Below are 12,928 nucleotides of genomic sequence, written 5' to 3'. Positions count from 1 at the left end.
TTATCGGAGAGCGGATCGGTGGCGGGCGTGCGCGGCGGCGAGCACGCCGCCGGTTTCTGCCGTGCTGACGAGAACCGCCATGTTGGCCCGCGAGGTCCGCCCGCCGGTGGCCTCGTCCACGGCCCGCATGAGGTACTTCGTGATCGCGTTGCCTGTGACGCCGTCCCGCTCGGCGGCGGCCAGCGCCGCGCGCACGGCGCTCTCGGCCACCTCGGGGTCCACGGCGTCCTCCGGGCGGGGCGGGCTGGTGACGACGACGCCGCGGCCGCCCGCCGCCCAGTGGTGCTCGACGACGCGGGCGACGACGTCCGGATCGTCGATCCGGTGCGGGCTGCGCAGGCCGCTGGAGGCGCAGTAGAAGGCGGGGAAGTCGTCCGACCGGTACGACACCAGCGGCACCCCCTGCGTCTCCAGGTACTCCAGGGTCAGCCCGAGATCGAGGATGTTCTTCGCCCCGGCGCAGACGACCGCCACCCTGGAGCGGGTGAACTGGATGAGGTCGGCGGAGACGTCCATCGTCGCCTGCGCGCCCCGGTGCACCCCGCCGATGCCCGCGGAGGCGAAGAACGGGATGCCCGCCAGCTCGGCCGCCACCAGCGAGGAGGCCACGGTGGTGGCGCCGAGCCCGCCGCGGGCCAGCACCACCGGCAGGTCCCGGTTGCCGGCCTTCGGGATGCCGGGGGTCGCGGCGAACCGCTCGATGTCCGCCTCGCCCATGCCGATCAGCAGCCGGCCGCCGTCCACCCCGATCGTCGCCGGCACCGCCCCGCCCTTCCGCACCGCCGACTCCACCTCGACGGCGGTGGCGGCGTTGTCCGGGTACGGCAGGCCGTGCGTGATCACGTTCGACTCCAGCGCGACCACCGCCCGGCCCTCGGCCAGCGCCTGCGCCACCTCCTCCGCGACCACCAGCGGGATGCCGCTCAACGGCGGTACTCCGGCGCCTTGATCAGCTGCTCGGGGCGGCCGGCGATGCGCGGCTCGTACACCGCCGCGGCCCAGTCGCCGGGGTCCACCGGTTCGAGCGCGATGGACACGGCTCCCTCGTAGGTGCCGAACTCCTCCACGACCAGCGCGGTCAGCGCGTCCGCCAGGCGCCGCCTCCGCTCCGGGGCCAGGTCGAGGGGGAAGTGCTGGATGGTGACGTGCGGCATCACGACTCCTCGGTGCTCGTGCGAATGACGTTTGTACTCGTGCGGATGGTGTGGGCGAGCTCCGCGACGCCGGGCTCCCTGAGCGCGCCGTAGTGGTCGGCGGCCAGCTCGAACACCTTCCCGTCGATGTGCGGCTGCTCGTCGCCGGCGGCCCTGATGACGGTCACGGGCGCGGCCAGCCCGTCGAACGGGTACGGGAAGGCGTAGGTTCTGGCCACCAGCCGGGCGATCCGGCGGATCAGCGGCCGGTCCAGTTCAGGCAGCAGGCCGTGCACGAACGCGACGAAGCTCTCCTCGTCCCTGGCCTGCTCCAGGCAGCGCTCCAGACCGGGGCCCGCGACCGTGCCGGTGAAGACGGAGTAGAGGATCGTCACATACGTCGGGTCGGTGTAGGACGCCGCCCGCTCCCGGCTCCCGGCCGCCACGCGCGGGTTGCCGGGGCAGATCAGCACGACCTCGTCCACGCGCTCGCCGGCCTGTTCGAGCTGCTTGGCCGCCTCGAAGGCGACGCGCGCGCCGAACGAGTACCCCCACAGCGTGTACGGCCCCCGAGGCCGCACGCGCCTGATCTCGGCCACGTCCGCCGCGGCCATCTCCTGGATCGACGGGTACGGCTCCTCGCCGGGGTTCAGCCCGTACGCCTGGACGCCGTGGAACGGGCGGCCGGGGGCGGCGTGGCGGGCCAGCGCGCGCAGGTTCATCGGATAACCACCGAGCCCGGGCCAGCAGAAGACCGGCGGCCCCTGCGCCGCCCGCCCGTGGGACACCGGCGAGCCGTCCGTGGCGTGACCGAGGGGCACCAGCCGGGAGGACGGCGCCGCCTGCCCGGCGTCCACGCGGGCCGCCAGCTCCGTCAGCCTGGGCGACTCGAACAGCGCCTGGAAGGGCAGCCGCGTGCCGAACTCGCGGTTGATCCGGTTGATCAGCGCCACCGCGGTCAGCGAGTTGCCGCCGCAGGCGAAGAAGTCGTCCGTCGCCGAGACGTCCTCGTACTTCAGCACCCGGCCCCACTCCGCGGCCAGCCACCGCTCGGTCGCGGTCGCGGGCGGCACGTGCGGGGCGGCCGGTCGCGGCGCGGCCAGGGCCCGCAGGGCGGCGGCGTCCACCTTGCCGTTCGCCGTCAGCGGCAGCGCGTCCACGATCAGGACCCGGTTGGGCAGCATGTAGTCCGGCAGCAGGCGGGCCAGCCCGTCCTTGATCAGCTCGGCCGGGCCCTTCATGTGGACGGCGTCCTCACGCATGTCCTCGCCGGCGATCTGCTCGGCGCTGACCCGCCCGCCGAGCACGAAGTACATCGCCTGCGTCCCCGCGCCCGTGCCCGCGAGGATCTCCGCCACGCGGCGGGCCGCGGGCATGGGGTGGCCGCTCTTCGAGCTGTAGCCCGACGACATCAGGCCGAGGCCCAGGGCGTTGCGCTGCAGGTGGTGCAGGCGGGCGCCGAGCACCACGTACGCCAGCCACGGCCGGCCGTCCCTGGCCAGCAGGGCGAGGCCGAAGGCGGCGCGGTCGTACACCTGCTGGTTGATCGCCACCACGTGCCGGCGCTGCACGACCTCGTCGGAGACGCGCTCCAGCGTGCCGTCGCGGTGCCGGTAAAAGCCCGCCGGCAGGCCCGGCACGCGGCCGGCATGCGCCTGGACGAAGACCTCGACGTCGCCGGCGCGCGGCGAGCCGTCGTGGGGGCCGATCTCGAACGTGCCGACGTAGTGGTCGTGCGGCTCGACGCCGAGCCGTTCCCGTACCGAGGCGATCCGGTCCAGCGGGCGGATGTCCAGCCCGTACGCGGGCAGCACGTCCTCGAAGACGCCCACCATGTGACCGGCCTCGAACTCCAGGACCTCGTGCAGGTTCTCCCGGTAGACCGGCTCGATCGCCGCCCGCCTGCCGGACAGGTGCACCCGCAGGCCGCCGTCCTTGGGCAGCCGGGCCGCGCCGATGTGGACCAGGGCGTGGTCCGCGGGGTGGTAGTAGTACAGGCCCGGCGCCAGGCCGGTCACGCCGGCGGCCTCCACGTAGAGCTGGGTCGCGTACAGGGCGCCGGGCGAGGCGTAGGCGTACTTGGGCAGCAGCCGCTGCTCGCTGCGGAACTGGCCGAACCAGCGCAGGATCCGCCCGAGCTCGTCGAGCCCGAGAGGGCCGGAGCGGCGGACGTCCGTTCCGCCGGGCGTGGGGCCGAGCAGGGCCAGGAGGTCCGCGCGGGTGACCGGTCCGCCCTCGTAGAACCGGTAGGTCTTGCGGGCGAAGACCGCGCGCCGCAGCTCGGCGGGCTCGTCGCGGTGCGGCAGCGGCACCGCCGGGCGGCCGGACAGGTCCGGTCTGAGGCCCGCGCCGGCGAGCTGGGCGCGCACCTGTAGGCGGTCGGCCTTGGAGCGGTGATGGGCCGCGTGGTGGCTCTGGTCCATGAGGGCGGCCTCGCGGGGGTCCAGCTCCGCGCACACGACGAGCTGCGGGGTGCGGGTCCGCTCGTCGGTGACGACGACCGCCGCGGCCCGCCGCACCCAGGCGTGCCGTTCGGCGGCCAGCGCCACCTCGCCCGGCTCGATCCGGTGGCCGCGTAACTTGACCTGGTCGTCGGCGCGGCCGGCGAACTGGAGGGTGCCGTCGGGGTTCCAGTACGCCAGGTCGCCGGTGCGGTAGAGCCGCTGCGTCGGGACGAACGGCGAGGGGACGAACCGCTCGCGGGTCTGCTCGGGCCGGTTCAGATAACCCCGGGCGAGCTGGGCGCCGCCGATGTACAGCTCGCCGGTCTCGCCGATGTCCACGGGGGCCAGGTTCGCGTCCAGGACGAAGCAGTGGGTGTTGTCCACCGGCACGCCGATCGGGAGCGTCCCGTCCCCGTCGGCGGCCTGACAGGGGTCGACGACGTGCGCGGTGGCGTTGATCGTGCACTCGGTGGGCCCGTACAGGTTGATCAGCGACGCGCCCGGCAGCGCCGCGAACACGGCCCTGGCCAGCCGCTTGGTCAGGGCCTCGCCGCCCGAGAAGACGCGGGTCAGCGCGGTGCAGCGGGCCAGCCGGCCCGTGTCCACGAGCGCTTCGAGGAGCGTGGGCACGCACTGCAGGGTGGTGACGTCGTGGGCGGCCATGGCGTCGATGAGGGCGTCCGGGTCGCGATGGCCGCCCGCCGGCGCCGTGACGACCCGGCTGCCGAACGCGGGCGCCAGGATCTCCCATTGGGCGGCGTCGAAGCTGGCGGGCGTCTTCTGCAGCACCGTGGTGTGCGGGCCGATGTGGCCGCAGGTGTGCATCCAGCGCAGCTGGGAGGCGATGCTGTGGTGCTCGATCAGCACCCCCTTGGGACGTCCTGTGCTGCCGGAGGTGTAGATGACGTAGGCGAGCGAGCCCGGCCCCCAGGCCGCCTCGCCGGGGCGCCGCTCTCCGTCCGCTTCGAGGCGCGGCTCCTCGGCCAGGGTGACGATCCGCGTGCCCGGTGGCGCCAGCTCCGACACCTCACGTACGAGATGGGGCTGGGTGACGACGACGGTGGCCCGGCTGTCCTCGATCATGAAGCGGATCCGGTCGGGCGGGTAGTCGGGGGACAGCGGCAGGTACGCGGCCCCCGCCATGAGGATCCCCCAGACGCCGGTGATCAGGTCGGCCGAGGGGTCGGCGTACAGGCCGACGCAGTCGTCCGGGCCGGCGGACAGCCGCTGGAGGCGGGCCGCCAGCCGGCCGGCGTCGTGGAGGAGCTCGCGGAAGGTGAGGCTGCCGCCGGCTCCGGTGACCGCCACCGCGTCAGGCCGGTTCTCGGCCTGCTGGAGCAGGAGGTCGGGCAGGCAGGCTCCGACGCCGACGCGTGTGCGGGTAGCGGCCGGCCGGGCGGAAGGAACGGTGATCATCATGCTCCTGGATCGGTGGTGCCGAAGGTGGTGCGGGTGTGATCAGTGGTGTCGCGAGAAGCGGAGGTGCCGGAAGGGTGAGTGGTGCCGAAGTAGCGGTCGCCGAAGTCCCCGATGCCCGGGATCATGAAGGCGTCGTCGTTCAGCCGCTCCTCGATCGAGGAGACGACGATCTTGACGTGCGGGTGCGCCTCGGTGACGGCGCGGATGCCCTCGGGCGCGGCGATGAAGTCGATCAGGACGATGTGCTCCTCCCGCACACCGGCCTTGATCAGCACGTCGATGGCCGCGTTGGCGGAGCCGCCGGTGGCCAGCATCGGCTCCAGGAGGAGGACATGACTGTCGGCGATGCCGGGCGGCAGGTGCGAGTAGTACAGGTGCGGCAGCTTGGTCTGCTTGTCCCGCTGGATGAGGATCTTGCCGATGCGGATGCCGGGATGGAGGTCGCGTAACTCGGCCTCCATGCTCTCCCCGGCCCTGACCACGGCCACGGCGCAGATGTCGGCGGCGTGCCGCAGCCCCCGGTAGGTGGCGCCCACCGGCGTGGTCACGTGGTGCTCGGTGAAGGGGAGCTGGTCGAGCCCGGCCTCCAGCAGGAGGCGGATGATGCGGCGCGAGTGCAGGACGAACGTGTCGAGCGCGGCGTGCCGGTCGCGGACGACCGTGTGCAGGGCGCGGAGCTGGCGGGTCTGGGGGAGCAGGTGGAGGTTGTGCTGGGCAGGCATGGTGGTCCCGTCAGGCGGTGGGCGGCTCGTCGAACGAGGGCGGCAGCTCGGGCGTGGCGGTGAACTGGCCGGCGGCGACCCGATAGATGGAGCGACGGCCGGCGCGCTCCCACACGCGGCGCAGCACGTACACGAGCTTGGGGTTGTGCTCCTCTTCCTCCAGGACGGCCCGGCCGACGATCGTGTCCCAGTCGCGGGCGTCCTCGTCCACGGCTTCGGAGAAGAGGCGGTGCAGGGCGGCGAGCTTGGCGCGGTGGGGGAAGTCGGCGCCGGAGAAGACGGTGCCGAGCAGCCCGATCCAGAAGCAGACGGCGGCCTGCCGCCACTGCTCGGCCGGCAGGTGCTCGGCGATCCGCTCCACCGCGTACAGCGAGGTGATCAGGTGCAGGAGCACGAAGTCGCCGGGACGCGCCAGGTAGAGCAGGGTGACGGCGTAGTACAGCGGCTCCCAGTGGTCGTCCCGCGTCCAGGCGGGCGTGTCGTAGAAGAGGGGGTGGCCCTCGCTGAGCGTGCGGGCGATGCGGAACTGCAGGCCGGAGCGGAGCAGCTCCGGGTGGATGCGGCCGTCCTCGACGGGGGAGGTGTCGGCGAGCAGGCCGGCCACCCAGTGGGTGAGCTCGTCGCGGTGCTCGTCCCACACGCCGGCCAGGCGCAGCAGCGAGTCGACGGGCGCGCCGTCCTCGCGCGGCGGCCGGGCCCGCTCCGGATGGCAGGTCGAGTACGAGAAGGCCAGGTAGGCCAGCCCCTCGATGGCCATCCACCGGTGGCCGGCGTCGAGCGCCCAGCCGAGGTGGATGGTGGCGTGCGTGAACGAGCCGGTCCAGCCGGGCAGCAGCTCGGGCACGTACCGGCGCAGGACCTCCGCCAGGCCGAGCTCCCGCTCGCGCCGGTCGAAGAAGTCGCAGTAGGACCAGAAGCTGGTGCGCTGCCCCAGGTGCTCGCGCCAGTTCCGCTCGGTGATGAGGTGCCGGTCCGGCTTGGGCGCTTCCAGGCCGAAGCCGTACGAGGTCAGCTTCGCGTACGCGTCGTAGTACGCCTTGATGTCGGCGGCCGGCACGCCCAGCCCGGCCAGGGCCACCACGGCGTGCTTGGCGTGGTTGGTGAGGTGGCCGTTGAACTCGATGTGGTAGGTACGGTCGTCGAGGAGGGCGTCGATCACTTCTTCTCGGTCGGGCACGGGTGGATCTCCCTTTGCCGGAGACGGGCGGACAGGCGGGGCAGGCCGAGCCCCAGGAGCACGAGCACCACGCCGGCCAGCCGGATCGGCGCCGGCAACGCGCGGTGCTGGACACAGTCGATGATCACGGCCGACAGCACCTGCCCGCTGATCACCAGCACGGAGGCGCTCATCGCCCCGAGCCTCGGGAAGACGTAGCTGTTGACCGCGACGAACAGGGCGCCGAACACCCCGCCCGCGTAGGCTGCGACGGGCGCGTCCGTGACGTCCGGCCAGGCGCGCAGGACGAGCAGCACCACGCTCAGGAAGACGAAACCCACCACGTGGTTCCACACCGACGCGCGGAACGCGCCCTTCCTGGTGCTGAGCCGGCCGTTGACCGTGCGGCTGGTGCCGATGAGGACGCCGTTGAGCAGCGCCAGGACGACGAAGAAGAGCACGGCTCACGCTCCGCCGAGGACGATGAGGAAGGGCACGGCTCACGCTCCGCCGACGACGATGAGGACGCTCCCCGCGAGCACGCAGCCGGCCACCGCCAGGTCCATGGGCGTGATCCGGCGCCTGGGGGTGTGGAGCAGGCCCAGGTGGTCGGAGAGCGTGCCGAACAGGATCTGGCCGGTGAGCATCAGCGCGATGGTGCCGGCCAGGGCGAGCTCGCTGTTGACGGCGATCGCCGACAGGACGACGACGAGGGCGCCGGGGATGCCGCCCAGGTAGTACCAGAGCGGCGCCCGGCCCTCGCCCTCCCCGGAGGCGGTGGCCGGTGCGCGGCGGGCGAGGGCCAGCACCAGCACGGACGCCACGACGGCGCCGAGCCCGTGCGCGGCCCAGGAGGCGTACAGGGGGCCGGTGTGGCCGGCGAGCACGGCGTTGGCCTGCGTCATCAGCGTGAGCAGCACGCCGCCGGCAATCGCGAGCGCCCAGTCGACCGCCCGCCCGCTCACCACACCGGCTCCGCACGGGATGCCGGCTCCGCGCGAGGCACCGGCTCCGCACGGGATGCCGGCTCGGCATCGCGCGCCGGCTCCGCACGAGGCGCCGGCTCCGCTCCGTGCGCGGGCTGCGCGTGGGATGCCGCTTCCCGGCTCAGCAGCAGGGCGACGACCTGGGGGAACGAGTCGGCGACCCAGGTGGGCCCGGCGAGGGCCAGCTCGTCGGCACCGTGCACCCCGTACGTGACGGCGATCGAGCGCATGCCCGCCGCCCCCGCCATGTGGATGTCGTGCGCGGTGTCGCCCACCATCACCGCGTGCCGCGCCGCCACGCCGAGCGTGCGCAGGACCAGCAGCCCCGACTCCGGATCGGGCTTGGGCCTGCTGACCTGGTCCGCGCCCACCACGAGAGCGAACCGGTCCCGCAGCCCGGCCGCCCGCAGCAGCGCGTCGGCGCTGGCGTGGAACTTGCTGGTCGCCACGGCGAGGAGGCCGCCCCGGGCGCGCAGCTCGTCCAGCCCCTCCACCACGCCGGGGAAGATCAGCTCGGGGGCGCGCGGCAGGATGATCTCCTTGAACAGCCGCTGGTAGTGCCGCACCCCTTGGCCGGCCAGCTCGGCGTCCGCGGCCAGGAGGTCGCGGAAGGCGCGTTCGAGCGGCAGCCCGATCGTGGCCCGGATGACCGCCGGCGGCGGCGCGGCCACGCTCAGCGCGCCGAACGCCGCGGTGAAGGTCTCGACGATCGCACGTGGCGTGTCGACGAGCGTCCCGTCGAGGTCGAACACGGTCAACTGCGTCATGGCATCCTCTCCGGCGGCTCAGCGGACCCCGGCTCCGGACCGCTCGTCGGGGTTCTCGTCGCGCGCCAAGGCTCAGCGGCTGCTCGCCGCCGACGGCGAACCCGGCGCCGCGGGCGGCCGATCGCGGACTTCAGCGTCCGGCGTTCGGTCCACGCCCGGAAGCATACCTATTTTTCCTACCTGATGTAAGGGGATTTATGGAGGGGAACGGCCGCGGGGCGCGGCGCTCAGGATAGGTAGGGAAGGCCCCACCCTGACAGGCATGCAGGCGTGACTGATCTTGACTCAGATTCCCGCGACCGTGGACGCATGCCGAAATCGCTCGCTGTCGTTGCACCTCTTGCCGCCGGTTGTCTGCTCCTCACCCTTGTGGTCCCCGCCCACGCCGCCACCGCGACCCCCTCGCCGCAGTCCAGCCTTGACCTGCTCACCACCACGGACGGCATGGCAGGCGCGTTGAGCCGGGTACGCGATCCGAGCGGCACGAGCGTGACCCGGCGCTCCGGCACCGCGCAGCGGGGGAGCGGGAAGCCGATGATCGGGCCCGAGGGCCGGTTCAGGATCGCCAGCGGGAGCAAGCCGATCATCGCCGCCACCGTGCTGCGGCTGGCCGATCAGAGGAAGGTCGACCTGGCCGCGCCGGTGGAGCGTTACCTGCCCGGGGTGCTGCGCGGCACCGGCGACGGCGCCGGGATCGACGGGCGGAAGATCACCGTCCGGATGTTGCTGCGGCAGACCAGCGGCCTGCCCGAGTTCCTTGATGCGATCGAGTGGAAGGAGCCCTTCCCGGACTTCCTGCGGGTGGCCTTGGGCCGCAAGCCCACGGCCCGGGGCTCGTTCGCCTACGCCAACACCAACTACCTGGTCCTCGGCATGATCGTGACCAAGGTGACCGGCAAGGACTTCCGCCAGGCGAGCCGGGAGCTGATCCTCAAGCCGTACGGGATGCGGGACACGTACTGGCCGGCCAAGGGCGACCACGGCATCCGCGGCCCGCACGCCCGCACCTACGGGGTGCACCCCGGCCATCCGCAGGACGGCGAGGTGGACCTGACCGACCGGCTTCCCACCTACGCGTTCGGCCCCAGCGGCGGCCTGGTCTCCACGCCCGAGGACCTCAACCGGTTCTGGCGCAACGCCCCGCTGAGCAGGATGATGGCCGGGCCGGTGAAGGTCGAGCAGGAAGGCTGGCCCGCAGGCGCCCGCTACGGTTTCGGCGTGATCCGGATGCGGACCGGCTGTGGCGACGCCTACTTCGTCGCCGGCGACATGCCGGGCGCCGCGATGATCAGCGGCCGGGACCGGGCCGGGCGCGCCGCCACCGTCTACACCACAGGCGTGCCCAAGAACCGGCAGCACCTGCTCGACGCCTTCGTCACCACGCTGTGCGACCGCTGAGCCCGGGCGGCCGCGCGACCGGCTTTACATCGGTGACTGATAACGAACGGGTGCCAGGCACAAGAGGCTGCTGGGGGGTATCGATCCGGGCAGCCCGACGCGAAACTCGCAGATCTGCACCGTCACCCCATCGATGGGCGTGCCTTGCGGGGCCGTCAGTTCCAGGGACACGTCGAGCCTGTCGGAGAGCAGCCAGAAGGCCTGCTCCGCGGTCTTCGTGCCGCCGTTGTAGGCGCGGAAGGCGACCGAGTGCAATCCCGATTGCCGCGTACACGACGGGAACGGCATGTACTTCGCCGCATTCCCCTCGACCTTCACGACCTCATCGCCAACCCACTCCAGCGTGCCTTCGGTGATCGCGCCCGGGCAGCCGCTCAGGGCGGCGTGGAACGGCACCGCGGTCCGCGCCTGCGCGGGCGACACCAGCACGGACACGGGCAGCAGGGCCGCGGCGAGGATGGAGAGCAGACGTCCGACCGACATGCTCCGACGATAGGAGCGGGCCCACGCCCCGCACAGGTGCGGTTTGTCACGCGGTTGTGTGCATTCCTCACATATAAGACCGCTCGCCGCCCGCTCATATCCGGAATGCCGGCACAGGTCGATCGTGACCATCGGCGCGAACATCGTCAAGCGGGAAGGTCATATTTCTGTCGCCGCATGCCACGTTACGATTCCGAATCGCACTGATTTGCCGCTCCTTTCGCCACCGAATATGCCACGAGACGTCACGAAAATTCATAGCAATATGGCGCTGATCGGCGTCCCGGCCGGAATTTTCAACTGCCGTTAATGTGTGCGCATCAACCCTCAACGAGAGGAATGCCCATGCAGCGCTACGAGAAGCCCCGGCTCACCCCCGCCGGCACCTTCCGCAAGGCCACCGGTCTCCTCAGCCGCCACGGCAACGACCGTCTGATCCTCAGCAAGAACTGAGGCAGACGACACGTGGCTCGGCACACGCCGAGCTGGCCCCGTCACGGCGCGTCCTGGTTCGTGGTGATTCCCGACCACGAGGCCGGGCCCGCCGTGGCGGCGGCGCTGCGCACCCCGGCGGCCCGCACCGTCGCCCACCCCTCCGGACGGCCCTGGCTCGTCGGGCACTGGTCCGACGAGGAGCTGACGGTCGCGGCGGCGGGCACCACCGGGCTGGCCGTGCTCGGCCGGTGCCCGATCGGCGCCGAGCGGCTGGCGGTGGAGGCGGCCCGGCTGCGGGAGGCGGCCCGGCTGCGGGAGGCGGCCCGGCTGCGGGAGCCGGCGGGGCTCGACCGCCTGGCCGCCGCCCAGCCGGGCAGCTTCCACCTGGCCGCCTCGATCGACGGCCGCACGCTCGTGCAGGGCACCGCGTCGGGGCTGCGGCTGGTGTTCCACGCGCGGGTCGGCGGCCTGGTCGTCGCCTGCGACCGCGCCGACGTCCTGGCCGCCGCCACCGGGGCCGGGCTCGACCCGCGAACGCTGGCCGCGCGGCTGCTCTGGCCGGTGCCGCACCCCCTGCTCCACCGGCCGCTCTGGCAGGGCGTGGGCGCCGTGCCGCCGGGCCACCGCCTGGTCGTCGAACGCGACGGGACGACCGCCCGGCACCGCCGCTGGTGGACTCCGCCCGAGCCGGTGCGGCCGCTCGCCGGCGCCGCCGACGACATCCGGCAGGCCCTCGACGCGGCCGTCGGCGTCCGCACCAGGGGCGGCGGCACGGTCAGCCTCGACCTGTCCGGCGGCCTCGACTCCACCTCGTTGTGCTTCCTCGCCGCCGCCCGCCAGGAGGCCCGCGTCGTCGCCGCCACGTGGCCCGGCCGTGACCCCGCCGACGACGACCTGGTCTGGGCCCGGCGCGCCGCCGCCCACCTGGAGGGCGCCGAGCACGTGGTCTGGCCCGCCGAGGAGTCGCCGCTCGTCTACGAGGACCTGCTGTCCGTCGACGACCCCCTCGACGAGCCCACCATCGGCGTCATGGACCGCGCCCGGGTGCTGGCCCACCTGCCGCGCCTGGCCGCCCGGGGCAGCCGGCTGCACCTGACCGGCATCGGCGGCGACCACGTCGCCTGGTGCTCGGAGGCGAGCTACCACCGGCTGCTGCGCACCAGACCGCTGCTCGCGATCGAGCGGCTGCGCGGGTTCCGCGCGCTGTTCCACTGGCCGTACGGGCCGATGGTGCGGGCACTCGCCGACCGCCGCCCGTACCGGGACTGGCTGGCCGGCTGCCTGGCCGACCTGCGCGCCCCCGCCGCGCCGGCGGTGACCGACGCGCTCGGCTGGGGCGCGCCGCCGCGGCTCGCCCCGTGGATCACGCCCGACGCCGCCCGCCTGGCCGCCGGCCTGATCGCCGAGAGCCTTCCGGACGCCGAGCCGCTCGCCCCCGATCGCGGCCGGCACGCCGACCTGCACGCCATCCACGACTCCTGCCGGATCATCCGCCAGTGGGACCACATGAGCGCCCGCGCCGGCCTGCCGCTGTCGCACCCCTTCCTCGACGACCGGGTGATCGAGGTCTGCCTGTCCGTCCGCCCGGAGGACCGGGTCACCCCCTGGCGCTACAAGCCCCTGCTCACCACGGCGATGCGCGGCGTCGTGCCGCAGGAGTGCCTGCGGCGCACCAGCAAGGCGGAGGCCTCGCTCGACGCCGCCGACGGGCTCCGCCGCCACGCCGCCGACCTGCGCGAGCTCTGGTCGGACTCCCGGCTGGCCGCGCTCGGGCTGGTGGATCCCGCGCTGCTGAAGGACCTCTGCGCGCATCCGGACGCGCCGGAGCTGCGGGGCGCGGTCCTGTACTCGACCATCGGCTGCGAGGTCTGGCTGCGCACCCTGGAGTCCCCCGGACGGCCCGTGCCCCTGGAGCCGCCACGCGAGACGGAGGACGGCTGATGACCCTGCAGTTCCACGGATCAGAGGACGGCTCATGACCCTGG

Annotated in this window: 12 protein-coding genes; 3 read left to right on the top strand and 9 right to left on the bottom strand. The window is 73.2% G+C overall.

Annotated features, from left to right (window positions below):
• From KIS93_RS61490 to KIS93_RS61455, 8 genes are read right to left on the bottom strand one after another with little or no spacing between them, the layout of a single operon-like run.
• The gene (locus KIS93_RS61490; protein ID WP_080038131.1) at window positions 1-927 is read right to left on the bottom strand and encodes a pseudouridine-5'-phosphate glycosidase; all 927 of its coding nucleotides are present in this window, start codon (window positions 925-927) and stop codon (window positions 1-3) included.
• A complete protein-coding gene (locus KIS93_RS61485; RefSeq protein ID WP_080038132.1) occupies window positions 924-1,154 on the bottom strand; it encodes a tautomerase family protein in 231 nt (76 codons plus the stop codon). The genes KIS93_RS61490 and KIS93_RS61485 overlap by 4 nt, the downstream gene beginning before the upstream one ends.
• Window positions 1,154-4,996: an amino acid adenylation domain-containing protein gene (locus tag KIS93_RS61480; RefSeq protein ID WP_222108182.1), complete on the bottom strand. Its 3,843-nt coding sequence runs from the start codon at window positions 4,994-4,996 to the stop codon at window positions 1,154-1,156. Before KIS93_RS61480 ends, KIS93_RS61485 begins: the two co-directional genes overlap by 1 nt.
• Window positions 4,993-5,718 carry a uracil phosphoribosyltransferase gene (upp, locus tag KIS93_RS61475; protein ID WP_080038134.1) on the bottom strand — a complete coding sequence of 242 codons (726 nt, stop codon included), beginning with the start codon at window positions 5,716-5,718 and terminating at the stop codon, window positions 4,993-4,995. Before upp ends, KIS93_RS61480 begins: the two co-directional genes overlap by 4 nt.
• Before the next feature lie 10 nt (window positions 5,719-5,728).
• Complete coding sequence (locus tag KIS93_RS61470; protein WP_080038135.1) at window positions 5,729-6,895, bottom strand: questin oxidase family protein; 1,167 nt, start codon at window positions 6,893-6,895, stop codon at window positions 5,729-5,731.
• Window positions 6,874-7,335 carry a DMT family transporter gene (locus tag KIS93_RS61465; RefSeq protein WP_080038136.1) on the bottom strand — a complete coding sequence of 154 codons (462 nt, stop codon included), beginning with the start codon at window positions 7,333-7,335 and terminating at the stop codon, window positions 6,874-6,876. The genes KIS93_RS61470 and KIS93_RS61465 overlap by 22 nt, the downstream gene beginning before the upstream one ends.
• A 39-nt stretch (window positions 7,336-7,374) precedes the next feature.
• The gene (locus KIS93_RS61460; protein ID WP_222108181.1) at window positions 7,375-7,839 is read right to left on the bottom strand and encodes a DMT family transporter; all 465 of its coding nucleotides are present in this window, start codon (window positions 7,837-7,839) and stop codon (window positions 7,375-7,377) included.
• Window positions 7,836-8,627, bottom strand: coding sequence for an HAD family hydrolase (locus KIS93_RS61455; RefSeq protein WP_080038137.1), 792 nt, complete (start codon window positions 8,625-8,627; stop codon window positions 7,836-7,838). The genes KIS93_RS61460 and KIS93_RS61455 overlap by 4 nt, the downstream gene beginning before the upstream one ends.
• A gap of 369 nt (window positions 8,628-8,996) precedes the next feature.
• On the opposite strand from KIS93_RS61455, the gene KIS93_RS61450 reads away from it, so the two are divergent.
• On the top strand, window positions 8,997-10,025 hold the full coding sequence (locus KIS93_RS61450) for a serine hydrolase domain-containing protein (RefSeq protein WP_186405167.1): 1,029 nt from the start codon (window positions 8,997-8,999) through the stop codon (window positions 10,023-10,025).
• 24 nt (window positions 10,026-10,049) lie between these two features.
• Here KIS93_RS61450 and KIS93_RS61445 read toward each other — a convergent pair whose 3' ends face one another.
• Entirely contained in the window at window positions 10,050-10,508 is a 459-nt protein-coding gene (locus tag KIS93_RS61445; protein WP_080038139.1) for a hypothetical protein, read from the bottom strand.
• A 345-nt stretch (window positions 10,509-10,853) separates the two neighbouring features.
• Between KIS93_RS61445 and KIS93_RS61440 the strand changes: the two genes are divergently transcribed.
• A complete protein-coding gene (locus tag KIS93_RS61440) occupies window positions 10,854-10,961 on the top strand; it encodes a keywimysin-related RiPP (protein ID WP_155126888.1) in 108 nt (35 codons plus the stop codon).
• A gap of 12 nt (window positions 10,962-10,973) precedes the next feature.
• Complete coding sequence (locus KIS93_RS61435) at window positions 10,974-12,884, top strand: lasso peptide isopeptide bond-forming cyclase (RefSeq protein ID WP_155126891.1); 1,911 nt, start codon at window positions 10,974-10,976, stop codon at window positions 12,882-12,884.
• Window positions 12,885-12,928: the final 44 nt, after the last annotated feature.

The organism is [Actinomadura] parvosata subsp. kistnae (genome assembly GCF_900323885.1).
GTDB lineage: Bacteria > Actinomycetota > Actinomycetes > Streptosporangiales > Streptosporangiaceae > Nonomuraea > Nonomuraea composti.
This window is presented reverse-complemented; position numbering and strand designations above follow the sequence as displayed.

Bases quoted from the DNA above. Each gene is read 5' to 3' on its own strand.
- KIS93_RS61485 (WP_080038132.1), bottom strand. From the start codon at position 1,154: ATGCCGCACGTCACCATCCAGCACTTCCCCCTCGACCTGGCCCCGGAG.
- KIS93_RS61480 (WP_222108182.1), bottom strand. From the start codon at position 4,996: ATGATGATCACCGTTCCTTCCGCCCGGCCGGCCGCTACCCGCACACGC.
- upp (WP_080038134.1), bottom strand. From the start codon at position 5,718: ATGCCTGCCCAGCACAACCTCCACCTGCTCCCCCAGACCCGCCAGCTC.
- KIS93_RS61455 (WP_080038137.1), bottom strand. From the start codon at position 8,627: ATGACGCAGTTGACCGTGTTCGACCTCGACGGGACGCTCGTCGACACG.
- KIS93_RS61445 (WP_080038139.1), bottom strand. From the start codon at position 10,508: ATGTCGGTCGGACGTCTGCTCTCCATCCTCGCCGCGGCCCTGCTGCCC.
- KIS93_RS61440 (WP_155126888.1), top strand. From the start codon at position 10,854: ATGCAGCGCTACGAGAAGCCCCGGCTCACCCCCGCCGGCACCTTCCGC.